The 19,616-nt window shown below is 54.7% G+C and carries 15 protein-coding genes; 5 read left to right on the top strand and 10 right to left on the bottom strand.

Annotation, left to right across the window (positions count from 1 at the left end):
• Positions 1–41 precede the first annotated feature (41 nt).
• Positions 42–2,300, bottom strand: coding sequence for an ABC transporter permease subunit (locus GNT65_RS00070; protein ID WP_160793112.1), 2,259 nt, complete (start codon positions 2,298–2,300; stop codon positions 42–44).
• A gap of 279 nt (positions 2,301–2,579) precedes the next feature.
• Here GNT65_RS00070 and GNT65_RS00065 point away from each other — a divergent pair, with 279 nt between their 5' ends.
• Complete coding sequence (locus GNT65_RS00065) at positions 2,580–3,077, top strand: glycine cleavage system transcriptional repressor (RefSeq protein WP_041511506.1); 498 nt, start codon at positions 2,580–2,582, stop codon at positions 3,075–3,077.
• Between the two features lie 43 nt (positions 3,078–3,120).
• Here GNT65_RS00065 and GNT65_RS00060 read toward each other — a convergent pair whose 3' ends face one another.
• From GNT65_RS00060 to GNT65_RS00045, 4 genes are all read right to left on the bottom strand, one after another.
• Positions 3,121–4,005, bottom strand: coding sequence for a DMT family transporter (locus GNT65_RS00060; RefSeq protein WP_160793618.1), 885 nt, complete (start codon positions 4,003–4,005; stop codon positions 3,121–3,123).
• 207 nt (positions 4,006–4,212) lie between these two features.
• Positions 4,213–5,145, bottom strand: coding sequence for a fructokinase (gene mak, locus GNT65_RS00055; RefSeq protein ID WP_160793111.1), 933 nt, complete (start codon positions 5,143–5,145; stop codon positions 4,213–4,215).
• Positions 5,146–5,183: 38 nt separating this feature from the next.
• Positions 5,184–7,757 (bottom strand): glycoside hydrolase family 3 protein, encoded by a 2,574-nt coding sequence (locus GNT65_RS00050; RefSeq protein WP_160793110.1) that lies wholly within the window; start codon positions 7,755–7,757, stop codon positions 5,184–5,186.
• Positions 7,754–9,004 (bottom strand): sugar MFS transporter, encoded by a 1,251-nt coding sequence (locus GNT65_RS00045; protein ID WP_160793109.1) that lies wholly within the window; start codon positions 9,002–9,004, stop codon positions 7,754–7,756. Before GNT65_RS00045 ends, GNT65_RS00050 begins: the two co-directional genes overlap by 4 nt.
• A 213-nt stretch (positions 9,005–9,217) precedes the next feature.
• On the opposite strand from GNT65_RS00045, the gene GNT65_RS00040 reads away from it, so the two are divergent.
• From GNT65_RS00040 to GNT65_RS00025, 4 genes are all read left to right on the top strand, one after another.
• Positions 9,218–10,579: a GH1 family beta-glucosidase gene (locus GNT65_RS00040; RefSeq protein ID WP_160793108.1), complete on the top strand. Its 1,362-nt coding sequence runs from the start codon at positions 9,218–9,220 to the stop codon at positions 10,577–10,579.
• A 15-nt stretch (positions 10,580–10,594) separates the two neighbouring features.
• Positions 10,595–11,929, top strand: coding sequence for a glycoside-pentoside-hexuronide (GPH):cation symporter (locus GNT65_RS00035; RefSeq protein ID WP_160793107.1), 1,335 nt, complete (start codon positions 10,595–10,597; stop codon positions 11,927–11,929).
• Between the two features lie 19 nt (positions 11,930–11,948).
• Positions 11,949–12,953, top strand: coding sequence for a LacI family DNA-binding transcriptional regulator (locus GNT65_RS00030; RefSeq protein WP_160793106.1), 1,005 nt, complete (start codon positions 11,949–11,951; stop codon positions 12,951–12,953).
• Between the two features lie 685 nt (positions 12,954–13,638).
• Positions 13,639–16,542 (top strand): TonB-dependent receptor, encoded by a 2,904-nt coding sequence (locus GNT65_RS00025; protein WP_244952054.1) that lies wholly within the window; start codon positions 13,639–13,641, stop codon positions 16,540–16,542.
• A 436-nt stretch (positions 16,543–16,978) separates the two neighbouring features.
• On the opposite strand, the gene GNT65_RS00020 is transcribed toward GNT65_RS00025, so the two are convergent.
• The 5 genes from GNT65_RS00020 to GNT65_RS00005 form a co-directional block, all read right to left on the bottom strand.
• Positions 16,979–17,353 (bottom strand): hypothetical protein, encoded by a 375-nt coding sequence (locus GNT65_RS00020; protein WP_041511511.1) that lies wholly within the window; start codon positions 17,351–17,353, stop codon positions 16,979–16,981.
• Positions 17,354–17,508: 155 nt separating this feature from the next.
• A complete protein-coding gene (locus tag GNT65_RS20605; RefSeq protein WP_338091749.1) occupies positions 17,509–17,793 on the bottom strand; it encodes a GNAT family N-acetyltransferase in 285 nt (94 codons plus the stop codon).
• Between the two features lie 12 nt (positions 17,794–17,805).
• Positions 17,806–17,976: a hypothetical protein gene (locus GNT65_RS20600; RefSeq protein WP_244952052.1), complete on the bottom strand. Its 171-nt coding sequence runs from the start codon at positions 17,974–17,976 to the stop codon at positions 17,806–17,808.
• A 109-nt stretch (positions 17,977–18,085) separates the two neighbouring features.
• Positions 18,086–18,679 carry a hypothetical protein gene (locus GNT65_RS00010; protein WP_160793105.1) on the bottom strand — a complete coding sequence of 198 codons (594 nt, stop codon included), beginning with the start codon at positions 18,677–18,679 and terminating at the stop codon, positions 18,086–18,088.
• A 139-nt stretch (positions 18,680–18,818) separates the two neighbouring features.
• Entirely contained in the window at positions 18,819–19,457 is a 639-nt protein-coding gene (locus GNT65_RS00005; RefSeq protein ID WP_160793104.1) for a hypothetical protein, read from the bottom strand.
• Between the last annotated feature and the right edge of the window lie 159 nt (positions 19,458–19,616).

Below are 19,616 nucleotides of genomic sequence, written 5' to 3'. Positions count from 1 at the left end.
CACAGGCGAAAAATTAAAAATCGATAACATGCCAGCCTCCCTTACAGTGAACTGTAGCGTTCACGCAGACGCTGTCTCACCACCTCGGCGATGGTGTTAAACAGGAAGGTGAAGATAAACAGTACGAAGGCCGCCAGGAACAGCACGCGATAGTGCGAGCTGCCGATAGCCGATTCAGGCATCTCCACGGCGATGTTTGCCGCCAGGGTACGCATCCCCTCGAATACACTCCACTCCATGATGGCGGTATTACCCGTTGCCATCAGCACGATCATGGTCTCACCCACGGCGCGGCCAAGCCCCATCATGACCGCAGAGAAGATCCCCGGGCTCGCGGTAAGCAGTACCACGCGGGTCAGGGTCTGCCAGTTGGTGGCGCCCAGCGCCAGGCTACCGTTAGACAGGTGACGCGGTACAGAGAACACGGCGTCCTCGGCGATAGAGAAGATAGTTGGGATGACCGCAAAGCCCATGGCGATGCCCACTACCAGCGCGTTACGTTGGTCGAAGGTGATCCCCAGCTCATTGGTGATAAACAGACGGGTATCGCCGCCGAAGAAGGCCACTTCGATACTCGGACTGATATAGAAGGCAAACCAGCCCACGAAGCAGATAACAGGCACCAACATCAGCTCTTGGTAAGTTTCAGGCAGACGCTGTTTCCAACGACCCGGCAGCTTGTACCAAGCCAGTGCCGTCAGCAAGATACTGACGGGCAAGAGCACCAGTAACATGATAATCCCAGGCAGGTGATCTTCAATCAGAGGGGCCAGCCAGAGACCGGCCAGGAAGCCGAGAATAACCGTTGGCAAGGCTTCCATGATCTCGATGGTCGGCTTAACCACGGCACGCACTTTCGGCGACATGAAATACGCGGTATAGACGGCGCCGGCAATCGCCAGCGGCGTCGCGAATAACATGGCATACAGTGCGGCTTTCATGGTGCCGAATGCCAGCGGCATCAAACTAAGCTTGGCTTCGAAGTCGTCCGAACCTGAGGTCGACTGCCACACATATTGTGGCTCAGGGTAACCTTCGTACCACACCTTGCTCCACATGGCGCTCCAAGACACCTCAGGGTGGCTATTTTCCACCGCAAACAGGTGTAGCTTGTTACCCGCCTCGACCACCAAGGCATTGGCGCGTGGGCTAAAGCTCATCTGAGTGGCGTGAGCCAGATCGAAGCTCTCGGTGAAGAGTTTGCGCTCACTGGTGGTGTAAAGCAGATCCAGCTCGCCAGACTCGCTCACTGTGGCAAAACTCTTACGGTAGAACTCTCCGGCGATGCGCTTGACGCCCGCCTTGTTCTTAAAGTCACGGATCTCCTGGTACTGGCGACCCTTATCGCCGTTAACCTGGAAATACTGATAAATTTGACCATTGTCATAGCTCACCAGCAGAGAACTGGCACCGGCCAACAGGGCCACGTCGGTCACCTTGGTCTTGGCGCGTTCAAGCTCGATCACCTGACTCAGGGCAATCTCATCCACATAGCGGATATCGTAAACGTACAGGCGATTGCCAGAGCGCAGCAGTAGTTGGCGCTGATCTGGGGTCATCAACTGCTGATCCACCTGAGCAGGCGCCTCGTTAAGCTGACTGGTGGTGGCTTCCCACTCCACCTCTTCGGTCATCATGTTCTCTTCGCCGTTATGGCGGGTCAGGAACCAGCGGCCCTCGGCATCATGGTAGGCGAAGCTAAGTTTGTCAGAGGCTGAGGCGAAGGCGAGCTGATAAAGCGGCGTGCCCGACTCAGACACCTGCAGCGGCGTTTCGCCCAGCGGATAACGCAGGCTTGGGGTGATGAGACGCTTGTTATCAGGATAGGTCACGGCAAAGTTAACGCCGCCTATGATCACCTGGCCGTTAGAGAGGCCGAAGGCAAAACGCTGCTCGTTCGGAACGCTGGCAACGCTGCTGACGATCTCGGCGTCCTGGGGCACATCGATGTGTGCCTGCTTGACTAAGTTGGCACTCAGGGCGCTATAGAAGCTGACCCCGCCATCTTGCGACACGCGATAGAGGATCTCGTTTTGCTCGTCACTGCCCACCATGAGCACTGGCGACGTAACATCCTGCAGTTCGACATTCATCACTGGCGTGACATCTGCCCCATCGAAAATCGGCTTTACAACATAGAGTAGGTAGAAAAAGATCAGCAAGAGCGCCACGAAGACCATGGTACCGCCCATCGTCACCCCAAACTGGGTGAGCTTATCCTTAAATGCTCGCTTGCTGGAGCCCTTGCCCATCAACAAATCTGTTGCAGTAGAACCAGGTTGAATGACCTGAGTTTCCATTAAGAACCTCGTTAATTTTTGTTCAGTAGAGTTTTCGCTGGGATTGTCGTTTCTGCTATGTTAACTATAGTGAATCGAGGCAAGCCCTTTTTCTGACAGTCGGGATTATATGACGCAAAGATGACACTAATGTTACAGACAGAAAATGTCATCATTATAGGAGCTTGTTTAACTTTTTCAGTCGCTTTTCATATTGTTAATGCCGGAAATTGATTCAACCGCCCCCTTTCTGGGGGCGTGGCGATACTGCACTCAACCAACTGATGGAGCCTATGCGAAATGTTACGATATTTAGTTACCCTGCAAGTCGCCGATAAACCGGGATTGGTCGAACAGATTGCCCACAGCGTGAGCCGCCACGGCGGTAACTGGCTCGACTCTGAGCTGCGCCATATCGACGGCATCTTCGCCGCCATCTTGCTGCTGGAAGTCCCCGCCGCCAACTGGGACACACTGCTGGAAAATCTGGAATGCATCGAAGGCCTCACCCTCACCTACGCCAAGACCCGCAAGGCCCAGGCGCCGCAGACCATACGACGCTACTCTCTGGTGGCCTACGACAGACCCGGTCTGGTACATGATATCTCAAATAAGATCAATGAGCTGGGTGCCAACATCGAGCGTCTCTCCACCCATTACGAGACCGCCAGCCACACGGGGGTCGCCCTGTTTCGCGCCAACTTTAGCCTTAGCGTAAAAGATGAGGCCGCCGAGCAGCGACTCACCCAGGCTCTCTACACCATAGGCGACGACGTGGTGCTGGATATCGTCGATTAGTCAGAGTGTAATAGTTTATGAGTAGCCCAAGAAAAAGCGGCAATTATGCCGCTTTTTCTTGCCTGGATTTCACTAGATAGCGCAGCGGTAGCTGACTTATCAACATCCCCAGCAACATCAAAGCGCAGCCAAACAGCGCCCTCCCCGACAGGCTCTCCCCCAGAAACAGGATACCGCCGATAGCGGCAAATACAGTTTCCAAGCTCAAGATGATGGCCGCATGGGCGGGATGGGCATGTTTCTGCGCCAGCACCTGCAGGGTATAAGCCACGCCTACCGACACTAGGCCCGCATAGGCCAGGGCCGCCCAGGCCTCTTGAACACCTGCCATAGTGGTGGTTTCCAGCACCAGCGAGACCAGGAAGCTTGCCAAGGCACAGACCAAAAACTGGCCGCAGGCCAATACCACGGGGGCAACCCGGGAGGTAAAATGGTCCACCGCCAGAATATGCATGGCCCAGAAGAGCGCGCCGATGAGTTGCAGACCGTCGCCATAGGTGACTGAAAAATTCTCGCCCACGCTTAAGAAGTAGAGGCCCACCGCGGCCACGGCGCAGCCAATCCAGGTATTGCTGCCAGTACTGTGTTTCAGCAGCAAGCCCAACACGGGCACCAGCACTATGTAGAGCCCGGTGATAAACCCGGCATTCGCCGCCGTGGTGTAAAGCAGACCCACCTGTTGAAAGGAGGCGGCGATGAAGAGGATGCCGCCACATACCGATGAACCGAGCAGCGCCCTTGGTAGAAAACCGCTATCCTTCACCCCCTTTAGCCTGCCCCGACGCTGCAGGAACCAGATGAGCGGCAACAGGCTCAGGGCGCCAATCACGAAGCGCAGGCCGTTAAAAGCAAAGGGCTCCAGGCTCTCCATTCCCAGGCGCTGCGCCACAAAACCAAAACCCCAGATGGCCGCCGCCAGCAATAACATTAAATTGGCCACTCACTCCCCCAAATCATCATGCGCCAAAGCCAAAGCGTCATTCTGCCCAGCGGCCGAAAAACTTACAACGTCTGATTCACATTTAAGGCATGCAAAATAAAAAAAAGACGCCTCAATCGAACCGATCGGGCGCCAAAAACACAAGTACAAAAGGGCCTCATCCATGAGGCAATACAGACAGAAAAATAGGACCTATCACACCTCCGTCAGCACAGGCAGAGCAGCATGCTCGCCGGGCGCCCAGAGCCACGCCGCGCCGCGCACACCCGATGAGGCGCCATGGTGATTCTTAACCACTGCCGTGGCGCACTCGCCGCCAAGCACATATTTAGGCAGAAGCGCCGGCAGAAACTCGTAAATCAGATCGATATTCGATACGCCGCCGCCCAGCACAATCACATCGGGATCCAGTAGATTGATCACATGGGCCAGCGCCCGGGCCAAGCGATCGATGAAGCGACCGAACGCCGCCTCGGCCAGATCATCCCCCTGCTCCATCAGCTGGACTATCTCTATGCCGCTGGCCGCCTCGCCACCATGGGCGCGAAAATCCCGCACAAACCCGGTGCCAGAGACAAAGGTCTCGATGCAGTCGGCATTACCGCAGAAGCAGCGGGTGGAATTAAATTCCTCGGCCGTCATCCAAGGCAAGGGGTTGTGGCCCCACTCGCCGCCGATGCCGTTGCCGCCACCATGTACCTTCTGGGCGATGGCGATTCCGGCGCCGCAGCCCGTGCCCAGGATGGCTCCAAACACCACGGCCTTGCCCGCCGCCGCACCATCGACCGCCTCTGACAGGGCGAAACAGTTGGCATCATTGGCGATGCGCACCTCGCGATCCAGCATGGCCGAGAGATCCTTGTCCATAGGCTGGCCGTTGAGCCAGATAGCATTCGAATTTTTAACCCGGCCACTCACAGATGACACCACGCCTGGAATACCTATGCCTATGCTGGCGAGCTGACCCGTATGACGCTCAGACTCGCGCACTAACTCGGCGATGGCATCCAGGGTTGCCTTGTAGCCTCTGGGGGTCGGCACCCGGCGGCGAAACACCTCTTCACCACTGCTGTTAAGGGTGACTAGCTCGATCTTGGTGCCGCCCAAATCTATCCCGATGCGAAACATACTGCTCTCCAATATCTCTAATTTGTTGTCGTTAAGGCCTAGTTACGCTGGCATGAGATAAGACGGCTTTGCTGCTGGCCCTCTTGCTGAATCAGACCTTGCTGCTCGTCAATCGCCACATTCGCCAGCTTGATGCTGTCTCCGGCGCCCAGCGTCAGCGTCATGGGGCTAAACACCCTAGACAGCTCCTTGACGCCTAAGTCGAAGCAGGCCAGCGGCACCCGGTAGCTATGCCACTTTCCGTCGGCCAGCAGCGCCTTGCTAAGATCCAGACTGCGACCACAATGCCCATCACAGACCATAGAAAGCTTGGCAACGCTTGGCTTGTGCTCCAGTGCCATGTCGAAGCTCAGTACCGCGTCTTGGTTGGCGAAGCGCCTCAGATCCATGGGGAAATCGTCTCTGAAGGCCAGATGACCGGCGGCGCTGAAACTGAACTGACGCGCATCTTCCTGCACCTCGCGGTTGATGCTTCTCACCGCCCAGCCCTCATGCTGCCATATGCCTGCACCTACCCTGTGCATGGCACCATCATCACCCACGGCCAGATGCCAGGGGGCCTTCACCGCCTTGTCGAATATGCTCAGGCGTGAGGCTAAGCCACTATCGCCGCTGGACTCATCCAGTTGCGCAAGGCGAGCATCCTGCCGGTAATCGAATCCCTGCCACAGGGCGAACAGTGTTGCGTCGCGCGCTTGGTCCGCCGCACCATCACCATCTGGCTTGGCCGGCCAAGGAAATGGCAGACGACCGACAAAGTCCTGTCTTGGCTTACCCTGAGCATCGCCAATCAGCACATCGCTCACCCCAGCCCCCTCGCTACCCGGTAACCAGGCGGCCACGAAGGCATCAGAAAGATTAAGCTCGGGATTGACCCATAAAGGTCTGCCAGACAGCAACACAGACACCAGAGGCAAGCCTTGCGCCTTGATGCTTGCTAACATGGCCAGCGCCTGCTTATCGCCGCGCTGAAATTCGAGATTATCCAGATCGCCGTTGCCCTCGGCGTAAGGCGTCTCGCCATACACGGCCACCACCAGATCCGGCTTGAAACCATCGGGAATGCTGCCATCGACACTCAGCCGCGCCTCACCGCCCCCGGCCTGGATGGCCGCGGCGATGCCGGCAAAGATGCTGGTCGCACCGGGGAAGTCGGCATTGGTCACTTCCGTGCCCTGCCAGGTCATGCTCCAGCCACCGGCCTGCTGGCCAATGTTGTCGGCGCCCTGGCCTATCACCAGCACCTTAGCCTTGGATGAGATAGGCAAGATGGGCGACTCGCCGACCTTGTTGTTTTTCAGCAGCACCAAAGACTCGGCAACGGCCCGGCGCGCCAGCGCCCTGTGCGCTGGATGACCGATCAGGGCCTGCTGCGCCGCAAAGGGTCTTGCCGATGGCGCCTTGCCATCAAACAGACCAGCTCTCAGCTTCACCCGCAAGATCCGCCTGACGGCATCGTCCAGTCGTGCCATGGGCAGCGCGCCTTCGCGCACATCAGCGATGGTGTTGGGATACAGGCTACGCCAGCTATCCCCAGGTGCCATCAGTATATCCACCCCGGCATTGATGGCTGCGGCGCAGCGCTCGCCGCTGCAACCTGGCACGAAGGCGTGCCCCAACCAGTCGCCGACCACAACACCGTCAAACCCCATGCGTTTTTTTAACACTTGGGTGAGTAGGTATTCGCTGCCGTGTAGCTTTTCACCGTTCCAGCTGTTAAAAGAAGCCATCACAGTCTGAACCCCTTGGGCCAGCGCGCCGACATACCCCTGTCCATGGCGGGCGATCAGGGTCTGCTCATCGAACTGGGCATCGCCGCGATCATCACCCCCTTGGGTGCCACCATCGGCGATAAAATGCTTGGCGGTGGCGATCGTGTGGGCGCCCTTGAGCCAGGTCTCGCCCTGTCCCTGCATTCCCTCAACGAAGGCTTCGGCATAGGACTCGATAAGGGCAGGATCTCTGGCATAGCCTTCATAGCTGCGCCCCCAACGCAGGTTCTCGACATTGGCCACAGTCGGTGCGAACACCCAATCTATGCCCGTCGCGCGAACCTCCTTGGCGGTTGCGGCGGCTATCGCCTTAATCAGCTCTGGGTTGCGAGTCGCCCCCAGACTCATGTTGTGGGGGAACAGGGTCGCGCCGAAGACATTGCCGTGACCATGCACGGCATCTGTGCCCCACAGGGGGGGAATGGCTACGCCATCTTGACTGGTATCCATCGCCGCTTGATACATGGCATCGGCTAGGGCCACCCAGTCGCTGGCGCTCGCCCGGCTGTTATTGCCGGGAAACGAGCCCCCACCGTTGAGGTAGGAGCCAAAGCCGATACGGCGCATATCTTCCACGCTAAAGTCGCGGATCTCGGGCTGAATAACTTGCGCCACCTTCTGCTCAAGGGTCATCCCGGCAAGCAAACTGTCGACCCTGGCCTCCAGCGAGGGATCGGCGCTAACCTTATAGACACTGGCTGGCCAGCGAGTCACTTCTCGAGCAGGTTCTCGTTCGCTCGCCTGGGCGCCCGCCGATAACCAGGTCAACGCCAGCGCCGCATAGGACAAGGCCCTTACCGGCAGGTCTAAAACTGGCTGGGCTAAAACGGGCAGCTTCATTGTTTCACCTCCACAGGCTCAGCTCCCTTAAGGCCATAGAAGAGGATATAGGCATAGCAGAGCACAGGCAGCAGGAAGGAGATCGACAGTCCGGCGGCGTCGGCGATCAATCCCTGAGCCAGGGGCACCACGGCGCCACCGACGATAGCAAGACACAAAATGCCACTGCCCTGAGCCGTGGCCGGGCCTAAGTTTTTCAGCGCCAGGCTGAAGATGGTCGGGAACATGATGGAGTTAAACAGGCCGACGGCCAAAATCGCCCACATGGCCAGCATGCCCTGGCTCATCATGGCGATCACCACCAGCAATGCCGCCATGGCCGCATTGAAGCCCAAGACCTTACCCGCAGGCACTCTCTGCATCACGGCCGCACCGATGAAACGTCCCACCATGGCACCGCCCCAGTAGAAGGCGATGTAATGGGCCGCCTCGGCTTCCTCCATTGCTGCCACACTCGCCTGACCAAGGAAGTTAACCAGAAAGCTGCCGATAGCAACCTCACCACCCACATAGACGAAGATGCCTACCGCCCCCAGCACCAGATGGCGATGGCTTAGGGCACTGACGACCTCTTCCCCCGGTTGCGACTCCTCCTGGCTGTCGATATGGGGCAGTTTCAGCAGGGCAAATACCAGAGCCAGAGCCACCAGCATGGCGCACAGCAGCAAGTAAGGAAGCTTCACCGCTTCGGCTTCTGCCTCGGCAGAGGCGCCGGCGGCCACAGAGAGAATGAGCAAGGAGCCGAAGGCCGGCGCTATGGTGGTGCCCAGGGAGTTAAAGGCCTGGGTCAGGGTGAGTCGACTCGATGCCGTCTCCACCGGACCTAGCGCCGTCACATAGGGGTTGGCGGCCACCTGCAACACGGTAATGCCGCTCGCCAACACAAACAGCGCCGCCAAGAACAGGCCGTAGGTGGCCGACACGGCTGCAGGATAGAAGAGACCACAGCCCAGGGCAGCGGTCAGCAGCCCCACCACTATGCCCTTTTGATAACCCAGGCGCTTCACCAGCGCCCCCGCGGGAACCGACACCAGAAAGTAGGCGCCGAAGAAACAGAACTGGATCAACATCGCCTGAGCGTAGTTGAGGTTAAACACCGCCTTGAGATGCGGGATCAGAATATCGTTGAGGCAGGTAATAAAGCCCCACATGAAGAACAGCGTCGTTAACGATGCCAGGGCAAAGCCAAAGTGGTCTTTGTTACCGGCTTGTGATGTGACGACACTCGGACTGGGTGCAGTAGCCATCTTGTCTCCTTTAATTTTTATGCTTGCGACAAGGTAATTCGCATTGGTGATTGACCTTTGTGACTTCTGCCACTAGATTAATGTAAGCGCTTTCATTTTTAACACTGAGTTAACCTTTGTCAACCTATTTTGACCGCAAGAGGCCGCGACAGCACCTCGACAGCGCGGCAGAACAGGCCGACAACAGGGAACGATTTTGGGAACGGGATCACCATGACACACGTAACACCTTTTACCCTGCCGAGAGATTCGCGCCTGATGAACAAGGATTTTCTGTTTGGTGTCGCCACCGCTTCATTTCAGATCGAGGGCGATTATCAGCATCGTTTACCCAACATCTGGGACACCTTCTGTGCCACGCCAGGCAAAATCGCCGATGGCTCCGATGGCAAGGTCGCCTGCGACCATATCAATCGCTGGCGTGAGGATGTACAGCTGATCGCCTCACTGGGAGTCGACGTCTATCGTCTGTCGATCTCATGGGGACGGGTACTCAATCAGGATGGCAGCATCAACCGCCTAGGCATGGACTTCTACATCGCCCTGCTGGACGCATTGCGGGTGCGCAATATCAAGGTGTTCGTCACCCTGTATCACTGGGATCTGCCCCAACATCTGGAAGATAACGGCGGCTGGCTCAACCGAGACACGGCACATGCCTTCGCCCACTACAGCCGCGTGGTGGCACAGGAGCTGGGCAACCGGGTCTACGCCTACTCGACCCTCAACGAGCCATTCTGCAGCGCCTACCTGGGATATGAGGTCGGCGTGCATGCACCTGGTCACCAGAGCCGCAGCCAAGGTCGCACAGCGGCCCATCACCTGCTGCTGGCCCACGGCCTGGCCATGGCCGAGCTTAGACGCTTCGCGCCCCATGCCAAGGCGGGCATAGTGCTCAACTTCAGCCCGGCCTATCCCCATAGCGATTCAGCAGAGGATGCCTACGCCGCGCGTCAGGCGCACGAATACCATAACCTCTGGTATCTGATGCCCCTAATGCAGGGCCGTTACCCAGAGATCATCGATCGGCTCGCCCCGCAGGAGAGACCCGAGATCCAACCGGGCGACATGGATATCATCACCGCCGAGATGGATTATCTGGGCATCAACTACTACACCCGCAACGTCTATCGCGCCGGTGGTGAGCTAGGCTTTGAGGATGTACGCATCGACAACGTGCCCCGCACCGCCATGGACTGGGAGATCTGCCCGGACGCCTTTACCGAGTTACTCAAAGATCTGTCGAGCGAATTCGCCTTACCACCCATCTACATCACGGAAAACGGCGCCGCCGAAGAGGATGTGATGCAAGACGGTGAGGTCCACGACACCATGCGGCTGGCTTATCTGCAATCTCACCTGCTGGCCGTACACCAGGCTATCGAGGCCGGTGTGGATGTTCAGGGCTATTTTGCCTGGAGCCTGATGGATAATTTCGAATGGGCAGAGGGTTACCGTAAACGCTTCGGTCTGGTATATGTAGACTACCTCACCCAGCAGCGTACCCTTAAATCAAGCGCCAAAGCCTACCAAGGCCTGCTTGCACAAAGGCAAACACTGGGCCAACAAGAATAATAATAGGAGGTCGCCATGTTAAGCATTAGAGAGAAAGTCGCCTACGGGCTTGGCGATACCGCCAGCAATATCGTATTTCAAACCGTCATGCTGTTTCTGACGTTTTTTTATACCGACATCTTCGGTATCTCCGCCGCCTTCGTCGGCACCATGTTTCTGGCGGTGCGTATCATGGATGCGGTGACCGACCCGCTGATGGGTTATCTGGCCGATCGCACCCATACCCGTTGGGGGCGATATCGCCCCTACCTCTTGTGGTGCGCCCTGCCCTTCGCCGCCATCAGCGTACTGGCCTTTACCACACCTGATTTCAACGAGAGCGGCAAGGAGATCTACGCCCTGCTCACCTATGCCCTGCTGATGCTGGCCTACACGGCAATCAACATCCCCTACTGCGCCTTGGGCGCGGCGCTCACCACCAATCCGGCCGAGCGGGTATCTGTGCAGTCCTACCGCTTCGTGTTTGCCATGTTAGGCGGCCTGATGGTGAGCTCCCTCACCCTGCCCCTGGTGGATTTCTTCGGCAATGGCGACAAGGCTAAGGGTTACCAACTCACCATACTGGCCATGAGCATACTGGGCACCATCATGTTCTTGCTCTGCTTTGCCGGCACCAAGGAGCGGGATTTTAGCAAGGACGAAGGCAGCGACAACATGAAAGCCGCCGCCAAGGCGCTTTGGGCGAACGATCAATGGCGCGTGCTGTCGCTGGCGGCCATCTTCCTGTTAACCGGCCTGGTGCTTAAGTCCACCCTGGCCATCTACTACGTCAAATACTTCCTCGGCCGTGAGGATATGATCAGCCTGTTTGTCACCAGCGGCGTCATAGGCAACATAGTCGGGGTGGCGCTAGCAAAGAAGCTCGCCGACAAGATCTGCAAGGTAAAGGCCTATATCGGCCTACAGCTGATCGCCGCCGTCCTGTGCCTGCTGGCCTGGTTTGTCCCGGGTGAACAATACCTGCTAGCCTTGGTGCTCTATATAGCCTGGAACTTCACCATCAATATGGGCACTCCGCTGTTGTGGGCCAAGATGGCCGACACGGTCGATTATGGCCAATTCAAGACAGGCGTTCGCACCACAGGCCTGGTGTACTCCTCGGTGATCTTCTTCATCAAGCTGGGACTGGCCATCGGCGGCGCCCTCGCTGGCTGGTTGCTGGCCGCCTACGGTTATGAGGCCGATACGGTGCAAAGCCAGAAGACCCTGGATGGGATCTTGCTCTGCTTTACCCTTTACCCGGCGCTTGCTTCGATTGCGGTTGCCTTTGTCATGCGACGCTATACACTGGACACTCAAATGGTTACCCAAATCAATACCGCGCTGAAACAAAAACATTCAGGCACATAGCAAGGAAAGCCAAGCATTTATGGCCACAATTTATGACGTATCACTACTGGCAGGCGTGTCCCTGGCGACCGTCTCCCGGGTGGTGAATAATACCGGCAAAGTCAGCGACAAGACCCGCCAGAAGGTCCACGATGCCATGGCGCAGTTGGACTATCGGCCCAACACCATAGCGCAGTCGCTGGCCTCTAATCGCTCCAACAGCGTAGGCGTCCTGGTCTCCCAGCTCGATGGTCCCTTCTACGGTCCCCTGATGCGGGAGATCGAATCTGTACTGCGCTCGGCCAATAAGCACGTGATCATCGCCGCCGGTCACAGCGATGCCGCCCAGGAGAAAGAAGCGGTGGAGTTTCTGCTCTCCCGCGGCTGCGATGCGCTGATTGTAGATGCCGAAATTGTTACCAACGACTACCTGAGAGAGCTGTGCCAGGGCAAGACCCCTGTGGTACTGATCAACCGGCACGTTGAGGGGATAGCGGATCGCTGCGTGCATCTGGACAACCTCAAGGGCGGCCTACTCGCCAGCAGGCATGTGCTGGAGTTTGGCCACAGCCGCATCGCCTATATCTCGGGTCCCCTGTTTAAGCTCGATGCCAGAGAGCGTCTGCAGGGCCACAAGCAGGCGCTGGCCGAGCACGGCCTGGCCTTCGATGAGGCACTATTCTTCGAGGGCGACTTTCGTGAAGAGGGTGGCTACGAAGGCATGGCGACGCTGCTCGATAGCGGTGAGCCGTTTAGTGCCGTGGTGTGCGCCAACGATCAGATGGCCTCAGGCGCCATCGCCCTATGTCTCGAGCGGGGCCTACGGGTGCCAGAGGAGATCTCCTTCGTCGGCTTCGATGATATCCCCTTCCCGCGCTACATTTCGCCTAAGCTAACCACTGTGTCTAACCCTATCCAGGATATGGGGCACATGGCCGCCAACTGGGTACTCAAAGAGGTGTACGGCCAGAGCGATATCGAATTCAACCACAAATTCGAACCCCAACTGGTGGTGCGTGAGTCGGTGCAGCGGGCACTGGGCTAACAGGTACTGAGCTAACTGATACTGGGCTAGCAGGCACAGGCCTAGCCGCCACAGCGCTCGCCCAGAAAGATCTATTCTCAATAGCGCTAGCTGCCCCGCAGCTAGCCTGTCCTATGAATCTGACCGCACCTCTCTCCGCACCTCAGTCCGTCTAAGCCTCCCTCGATTAAAGCTAAGCCGCCCTCGGTTAAAACTAAGCCGTACCCATTTAAAGCCAAGCCTGTCTGCGCCAGTGTCTGTAGGCAGCTGGGCCTATACACAGCGGAGTCTGTCCGCAGCCGAGCCAGTCCCCAGCTGAGCCTATCCCCAGCCGAATCCGTTACGACTAAGCCTCTCGATAACCAATTTGGCCTAGCTCCACTCCCCCGCTTGACCCGTTTTTGGCAAAAGTCGCCACCATAAATGTAAGCGCTTTCAAAAAATATTTAGCATTAACCCGGCAGAAGGAAATTCAATTATCCAATTAACATTCAATTGGTTACACAAGACTCCTGGCATAACGCTCGTTATCACGATTCAACATTTTGACAACATTTTTACGACCAGCGGTTGACATAAAAGTATCCAGGTCTTAATTTATGTAAGCGCTTACATTTTGCGATTGCAGGAAAAGTTGTATGCAAAGCGGTAAGCTTTACATCAATAGCGTCCCTTGGCAGCCAAGGGTCTCTGGGAGAGGAACCTGATGCGACAATTAGAATTTAAAAGAACAAAGCTAGCCACCAAGATCTCACTGGTGCTGGGTCTGCTGTCTGCCCTACCCGCCGTTGCCGAAGAGGCCCCTGTGGTCGATGGCGATATCGAAGTTATCCAAGTCACCGGCGTGCGCGGTTCACAGGCTAAGGCCATGGACCTCAAACGTCAGTCTGCCGGGGTGGTCGATGCGATCTCTGCCGAAGATATCGGTAAATTCCCCGATACTAACCTAGCCGAATCGCTGCAACGTATCTCTGGCGTGTCTATCGACCGTGTCAACGGCGAAGGCAGCAAGGTGACGGTACGTGGCTTTGGCCCCGATTTTAACCTGGTGCTGCTCAACAACCGCACCATGCCGACCGCCCAGGTGGCCGGCGAGTCTACCCGCTCATTTGAGTTTGCCAACCTGGCCTCCGACGCGATCAGCGGCGTCGAGGTATACAAGACAGGCAAGGCCGATATCAGCTCGGGTGGCATAGGCTCTACCATCAACATCCGTACTGCCCGCCCCTTCGACACCCGCGACCTGGTCGCCACTGTGGGGGTTAAAGCCCACAACGACAGCAGCGTAGAAGATGGCAGCTCGGTCACCCCAGAGATCTCAGGGATCTTCAGCAACACCTTCATGGACGATTCACTGGGTTTTGGTGTATCCGCCTCATACCAGAAGCGTGACAGCAACACCAAGCGCGCCACCATAGACGGCTGGCGCCAGAATATCGATGGCGAGCTCAACCCTAATGCCGTGGTAGTTAACGAAAACCAAAACCCATATGGCAACACCTTCTACGCCCGTAACATAGGCTTTGCCAGCCAGGACACAGAGCGCGAACGCACCAACGCCCAGGCGGTGTTTCAATATGCGCCTAACGACGACCTGGAGATGACCCTGGACTACACCTACTCCAAGCTGTCGGATGTCTCTAATGCCGATACCTGGGGCTTGTGGTTCTCAGGCCCGGGTAACGCCACTAACGCCCATATCAACGAGCATGGCACCTTCGACTATGTGACCGAAGTGGGCGGCGACTACTCGAGCACCATGCAACAAAATGCCTCGGACAACATCAATAAGTCGCTGGGCTTTAACCTCAAGTGGCAGGCGAGCGATAACCTTGAACTGAGATTCGATGCCCACGATTCAAGCGCCACCGCCGAGGGTACCCTGGGCAATAGCGCCGATAACAAGTTCTTCATCCTGGGTGCGCTTAACATCGCCGACAAGACCTATGATGCAACCGGCACTGAGATCCCGCTGCTTGATGCTAACTATGGCACGCTCAATCCAAACGGCGAGCCACACCTGCTCCCCGAGCACTACGCCTCGCTATTTGCCGGGGTACGCGCCGGTCGCAACGAAACCGACATTAACCAGTATCAGTTTGACGGCCGCTGGATAAACGAGAACAACGACGCCCTCTCCTCTATCGATTTCGGACTCTCCTTCACCTCGATGGAAACCCGTGCACAAGGCTCTTACACCGGCCCTATCAGCGCAGGCTGGTACGGCAACATGGGGCTGTGGAAAGACGACGTTAGCTACGTTGGCCTTGGGTCTGACTTCCTGTCTGACTTCTCGGGTGGTGGCAGCGACATGCTGATCCCTTACTACTACACCTATGATCAGCAGGCCGCCATGGAAAAGGCCGAGGCACTTTACGACGTCGAGTACGTATCGGCGCCTTGGCAAGATGATCACCTGATCAAAGAAGACACCACGGCCGCCTATATTCAGGTCAACATCGAGAGTGAGTTCAACAGCATGCCGCTGAGTATCGTGGCCGGCCTGCGCTACGAGCAAACCGATGTGACCGCAAGCTCTATGCAGCAGGAAGCCCAGCAGCTGGTGTGGCTCAACCCCACCGAGTGGCAAACCGTCTATGCCGATGACTTCAGCTACAGCCATGAAACCCATGACTACAAGGAGTTCCTGCCAAATCTGGATATCAACCTGGAAGTGGTCGAGGACGTGATTGCACGCTTCAGTTATAGCCGCACCATCAGCCGTCCAACCCTAGGGTCGATGCGTGCCACGACGGCACTGACGCCGATTCCCAAGGTGGGCTCACGCACAGGTTTTGCCGGTAACCCTGCCCTGAAGCCATTTAGCTCGCACAACATTGATCTGTCAGTGGAATACTACTACGACAGTGCCAGCTATGTGTCGGTGGGTTACTTCAACAAGGAAGTGGAAAACTTCCTGATGAACACCATAGACACGGTCGAGTATGACCACCTACGCGACCCATACCTAGGTGCCGCCGCCGAGCAGGCCCGCGCCGAGCTGATTGCCAACAATGAGACCCCAAGCGATGAAGCCGTGTTCCAGTGGCTTATCGACAACGGATATGGCAATGCCGAGGGCCGTGTCCCTCAGGCGGGTGGTGACCCAGTGGCCGAATGGAACATCAGCAAGCCTAACAACGTCGAAGATCTCAATATCAACGGTTTCGAGTTTGCGTGGCAGCACTGGTTCTGGGATACCGGCTTTGGCTTTGCCGCCAACTACACCCTGGTGGATGGCGATACCGAGTACGATGTTGAGCGTGTCGACGAGCAGTTTGCCCTGCCCGGCCTGTCAGATTCAGCCAACTTCTCAGTTTTCTATGAGAACTACGGCCTGCAGGCCCGTATGGCCTACAACTGGCGCGACACCTTCCTGTCGGGCATGGGTCAGGCGGAAGCCGGTGGACCAGCCCCTCAGTTCACCGAGGCCTATGGTCAGCTGGACATCAGCGTGAGCTACCAGCTCACCGACAATCTGTCCATCTTCGCCGAAGGCATCAACGTGCTTGAGCAGGAAAAACGTGTCTACGGCCGCTACGAGGAGCAGATGCTGCTGGCTCAGCAAAACGCTGCCCGTTACGCCATTGGCGCACGTTACAGCTTCTAAGCTCATACAACAACGGAGCCTACCCTGCTCGATAAGGTAGGCTCCAACACAACACACAACGATGTAACCCCTTTAGGTCATAGACAAGGATAAGGTCTTTTGCCGCGGTCCCCACCGCGGCCTTTTTTTGTTTAAAGAAAAGCAAAAAGTCTCAGCGGGAAGCGGGAAGCGGGAAGCGGGAAGCGGGAAGCGGGAAGCGCTGCAGAGTCTGCACACCAAAATAGCGGCAATTAACCGGAAGATGCCTGTTCTCTTCAGGGAAAATCAGCATTCCTTCGCACCATTTTTACAGCACCAAGCCAACCTAACCTATTGATATAAAAATTATCCGGCATTTTCGCAGGAGAAATGACACTATCTAAGTGTTACTATTGAACGCAGGAGCACTAGTACAATTGACGCCTTGACGAGTTGGCTGTGCCCATCACTTTTCTCATCAGTCTTTGTCTAGGGTTATTCTCACATTTTTCATTTCAACGACGTATTCACAACGCCCATCGGCTAAATAATTGCCGCATTTGAAAAATTTGTTCTCCCACAATATTCTTTCCGGATTCCACATTCGCTTGTTGTTGAAAACAGAGGTGGGCGGCGTATCTGACTTTTCATAATCAGTCTTCTTGTTCGTTGCCTTTGACTTTTGCAGTCTCTCAAGTTCAGATTTAGCATTTAAATACTCAGCCTGGGCACGCTCTGCTTTTATTTTTAGCTCATGGACTCGATTTTCTAACTGCTCGATTTCTGAGTCAGCAGCGCCAATAGCAGACAAAGGAAACAGAAAAACACACAAAAAAGTAAACTTTACTTTCATTATTACCCCCTACCATTAGGCCAGCAACATAGGCAAACTCGTGACTGTGTATTTTGTTCGATGGCCGAAAATCCATGCTAAAAAAGTGCGGGTTTCAGGCCTTTTCAACAAGCACTGCGACTAACTAACGCCGCAACGGACGAGTACCCCCACAGTTATACACCTGTCTCTGCCACCATGACAGTGACAAGTACACCTTTTGAGTCAACTTGCTCCAGATGCCTAAAGCCGAATGGGGTATATAAGCCGCCAGACAAGTCTTCGGTTTGCAGGTACAGCATAGCGATACCCGCCCTGCGCGCTTGCCTAAGTACTTCTTTCACGAGCGCCGATGCCACTCCCTGACCACGAGACTGCTCGCGGACGTAGACACCACCGAGCCAGAACTCATACACAGGAAACATCTCCATTTCGCGGATTTTCAACTCTGCCGCCCCCACCAGTTCACCTTTTTACTTAGCGAGCACTATCATAGGCGCACCAAGACGACAGATAGCAGATGAGACATTCTCACGAACAAACTGGAAGGAGTGACGGCCAGACGCACGACACCACTGGTCGTAATACCACTGAGCAACCGTATCGGCAGCGGATGGATCATCCGCAAGAAGACAAAATTCCATTTAATCCCTTAAAGCGTCAAACGCCTTACTAATGGGCGTACAAATGCTTGGCTAAAATTAGCGACGAAGTAGCACAAGCCAAGCGTTTTGCGTCCTTTTGAGTAACCTGTTATCTGCCTGTTGTCGTTAAAATTTTCTCAATTGCACTTAACTTTAAGTCCAATTGAGTTTCATTAATGTGACCTTTTTGATATGCCACTTCTAATTCTAAGAGTTTTAGTGTTTGTTCTAAAACCTTGAGATATAAAGGAGCATTAAATGTACGACTTCTTTTAAGGTTGATTAAATATTCGTTCAGCTCACTTAACGTTGTCCCTGATAAATTTTTGCTAACTACATTTTGCATTAAGAAAGTGTCTAAATATTCTGGGTACGGTGGTGGATTCTTTGAATAAAACCCAGTCCTCAACTCATCTTCTTTTGGCAACTTATTAAAATACTCTATTAATTCTTCACTATATTCATAACACGTCTCTACTGAAGAGATCGATGACATTAAGAGTTTAATTACATCTTGTTTTTCTTTTTGTTTCGCTTCGTAATTTGTAATAGATATGGCTAATAGAACACCAACTAATGTCGCAACAAGAGTGAGAAAAAAATTAATACCTACACTATGGCGCTCAATAACACTTTTAAATTTAGGTACAAACGTAAAGAGACCAAGAAAACAAAGCAGAATCGTGAATATTAAGTATAGCATTTCAATCCTTTTGACTGACGAAAATTATATGTAAAGGCGCTAGGCATATAACGCCTTTCTAATGGGCGCATAAATGCTTGGCTAAAATTAGCGACGAAGGAGCGCAAGCCAAGCGTTTTGCGTCCTTTTGAGTAACTTGTTATGCATATATACGCCGATACTCATGCTCTAGCCAATCACAGAAATCTAATATCTCTTGAGATATGGTCTCAATTTGATGTTTGCCAGCATAAACCCTCGGTTGACCAAACCAGTTATATGATAGAGCTTGATCTTGAGGGTCCACAAATAATGGGGAAGGAAACTTAGCTAGCTCCAGTGCTCTATGGCTAATTGTATTTGATGTTATGTCTTCCGCATGCTGTGTCCTATTCCTTGCTAAAACCAATTGCTCGATAGCGTTTAGATCAGCGGGACAAGCTGAAAAATCTACACCTTCATTTTTCATGCAGTTTTTGAGCGCATTGAACCAACCTTTACTTCCTTTTCTATTGAACGGCGAGCTTGATTTTTCAACACGGTTTAGCCACTCATTCATATATAATTGCAAGGATGATGACAGCATAGACACTGCAGCTAAACCTATAGATTCAACGCCATCTCTAGCTTCAAGCCACTCATGAATGAACTGAGGTTCTCCTGATTCATCATATACAGGCTCATATGGAGTCTTTTCTTGCTCAATTAACTCCATGATTTCTTTAAAAGGTTTACAACCTTGTTCATAGAAGTTATTAGCAAAAGTAACTCGCTCTTTTAGAAAAACCTCGATATCCATACGGCTCCCGATAAATATGCATAACGCCCTAATCTAGGGAATCCCCAGATAATTCCTTGTACAATCAATTAGTAGACACGCATGGTGCTGTTTGATCTAATCAATTTCGCCAAAAACAAACTAGAACAACACCATGCGCGACATTACAATACTACATGA

Source organism: Shewanella insulae, assembly GCF_009831655.1.
Taxonomy (GTDB): domain Bacteria; phylum Pseudomonadota; class Gammaproteobacteria; order Enterobacterales; family Shewanellaceae; genus Shewanella; species Shewanella insulae.
Note: the sequence above shows the minus strand (reverse complement) of the source record. Positions and strands in the feature narration are given on the sequence as shown.

What these genes read in the sequence shown, in the direction of transcription:
- GNT65_RS00070 (WP_160793112.1), bottom strand. Translation starts at nt 2,300, where the DNA reads ATGGAAACTCAGGTCATTCAACCTGGTTCTACTGCAACAGATTTGTTG.
- GNT65_RS00065 (WP_041511506.1), top strand. Translation starts at nt 2,580, where the DNA reads ATGTTACGATATTTAGTTACCCTGCAAGTCGCCGATAAACCGGGATTG.
- GNT65_RS00060 (WP_160793618.1), bottom strand. Translation starts at nt 4,005, where the DNA reads ATGTTATTGCTGGCGGCGGCCATCTGGGGTTTTGGTTTTGTGGCGCAG.
- mak (WP_160793111.1), bottom strand. Translation starts at nt 5,145, where the DNA reads ATGTTTCGCATCGGGATAGATTTGGGCGGCACCAAGATCGAGCTAGTC.
- GNT65_RS00050 (WP_160793110.1), bottom strand. Translation starts at nt 7,757, where the DNA reads ATGAAGCTGCCCGTTTTAGCCCAGCCAGTTTTAGACCTGCCGGTAAGG.
- GNT65_RS00045 (WP_160793109.1), bottom strand. Translation starts at nt 9,004, where the DNA reads ATGGCTACTGCACCCAGTCCGAGTGTCGTCACATCACAAGCCGGTAAC.
- GNT65_RS00040 (WP_160793108.1), top strand. Translation starts at nt 9,218, where the DNA reads ATGACACACGTAACACCTTTTACCCTGCCGAGAGATTCGCGCCTGATG.
- GNT65_RS00035 (WP_160793107.1), top strand. Translation starts at nt 10,595, where the DNA reads ATGTTAAGCATTAGAGAGAAAGTCGCCTACGGGCTTGGCGATACCGCC.
- GNT65_RS00030 (WP_160793106.1), top strand. Translation starts at nt 11,949, where the DNA reads ATGGCCACAATTTATGACGTATCACTACTGGCAGGCGTGTCCCTGGCG.
- GNT65_RS00025 (WP_244952054.1), top strand. Translation starts at nt 13,639, where the DNA reads ATGCGACAATTAGAATTTAAAAGAACAAAGCTAGCCACCAAGATCTCA.
- GNT65_RS00020 (WP_041511511.1), bottom strand. Translation starts at nt 17,353, where the DNA reads ATGAAAGTAAAGTTTACTTTTTTGTGTGTTTTTCTGTTTCCTTTGTCT.
- GNT65_RS20600 (WP_244952052.1), bottom strand. Translation starts at nt 17,976, where the DNA reads ATGGAATTTTGTCTTCTTGCGGATGATCCATCCGCTGCCGATACGGTT.
- GNT65_RS00010 (WP_160793105.1), bottom strand. Translation starts at nt 18,679, where the DNA reads ATGCTATACTTAATATTCACGATTCTGCTTTGTTTTCTTGGTCTCTTT.
- GNT65_RS00005 (WP_160793104.1), bottom strand. Translation starts at nt 19,457, where the DNA reads ATGGATATCGAGGTTTTTCTAAAAGAGCGAGTTACTTTTGCTAATAAC.